This window comes from Vibrio sp. S12_S33, assembly GCF_963889785.1.
GTDB classification, from domain to species: domain Bacteria; phylum Pseudomonadota; class Gammaproteobacteria; order Enterobacterales; family Vibrionaceae; genus Vibrio; species Vibrio aestuarianus.
In genome coordinates, this window is sequence record NZ_CAWPQZ010000133.1 from 1 (window position 1) to 1,676 (window position 1,676).

The 1,676-nt window shown below is 37.8% G+C and carries 1 protein-coding gene; it reads right to left on the reverse strand.

The genetic code is table 11. The features are described from left to right. Nucleotides 1-133: 133 nt before the first annotated feature. The gene (locus tag AACW06_RS19420; protein WP_192076315.1) at nt 134-1,357 is read right to left on the reverse strand and encodes a hypothetical protein; all 1,224 of its coding nucleotides are present in this window, start codon (nt 1,355-1,357) and stop codon (nt 134-136) included. Nucleotides 1,358-1,676 lie beyond the last annotated feature (319 nt).

Consider the following 1,676-nt stretch of genomic DNA (forward strand, 5'->3'; position numbering starts at 1 on the left):
CAGATTCTGTCTTAATTGACTTTGCTGCTTCACGAGCAAAAGCTTCGAGTGCTTTCTTATCCATATTGTCCATCCTTAGCATTTAAGGCTTAAGTTTAGACAGTTACACAGAATTCAGGACACCCTCCGTTAATCAGCGGTATACCGTGTGCTTGACGTTTTTTATAGATTTAACTTCCTTCAATTCAAAGTAAGTAGTCTCACCTTTCTTTACTATACTTTGAACTACGAATTGGCTACCAGGTTTATAATTTCTCTCATTCTCTCCATTATCACCGGCTCCAATGTTAAATGGAGTTCCCTCGATAATATATACAGCCGGTTGTTGACCTCTATTAGCAGGATCGGAGTCTTGAGAGTATTTTTCTGATGCGTATTTATTAGCCATTTTTTTGTTTGTATCGCATGACATGATGAAACCAATTTGAAAACGGTCCCCTCGTTTTAATGCTCCAACTCCCTCTTGAGGTTTAAACATCGTACCTCGATACTGTATCCCCAAAGTGTCTTTTTTCTGGCCATCAAACATAAACTCAACAGCTTCTTTTGTGCCATGATCCAGAGTTTTAACTGCGTTATCTAAGTCCTCGTTTGAAGACATAATAAACTCCGAATCTTTGTGTGCACGGTTCCATTCATTCCTCGCACCTTGGCGAATTGAAGCTGAAGATTCTGTCTTTAGTACACAGCCGTAGTCATGCCTAATTCTATTGTTTATTCCTTTCGCACCATGATTAGTACTGTAAATAGCAACTAGCGCATTGCGGGTGCTCTTTATTTTATCCTGGGTGCTCTTTATTTTATCCTGGGTCGCTTTTTGTTTTCTCTCTAACTTGGATATTTGATTATTAATTTTATTAATGAGTCGGTTTGTTTTATCACGCTCCACCTCAAAATCATTTATACTAGAATTAAGTGCAGAAATAGTATTCTTACGTAGTTGTATATAATCATTAAGTTTAGACGAGTCTATCGTTATAGGTTCCTTTAGATTCGCGTCAGAAAACACGGGGTTGATCATAGCTCTTGCCGCTTCAACTTCTTTCTTATGCCGCCCTACGTGAAGGTTTCCAAAGCACTTTAGTTTACTATGACTTTCTCCCCTAAACTCCCACTGACCTTTTTTAACCTCTTTAAGTCGTACAGCCCCCTCGAAGTTTTTTATGTCGGAAGCTACCGCATAAGGCCTTGAAACATAATTTGTCTGTAGGTGGATAGCACTCTTTAAGTCTTGCTCAACTGATCGAATATTTTGATTGAGCGAAGTAAGAGGTTGTTTTGCGCTGTTTAGATCTTGTATTGTCTTTTCCAAATCAGCTTTTAGTGTCGTTAATTGATGACTTGTCTTGGTGAGCATAATTTAAAACTCCTGCTTCTCATAACTGATAAATAATGCATATTTAAACTATGTTAGACAGAATCAAACCTAAGTCGGTCATGAAAACTTTTGAATAATTTGGGGATATTTTTCCATTATAAATCTGAGTCAACGTGCTGAGTTTTCTTGATTACCCTGATTATTATGCAATTTTTGTTTAGCGCAAAATAAGGTCGAGACTCAAATCGGTGGATATGTGTTAATATAGCCACCTGATTTTTGATTGTTTTTAACTCATGGCTACCATTCAAGTTCAATGTCGCTTCTGCAATAAAACTGAGCCCGTCCGTAAGCATGG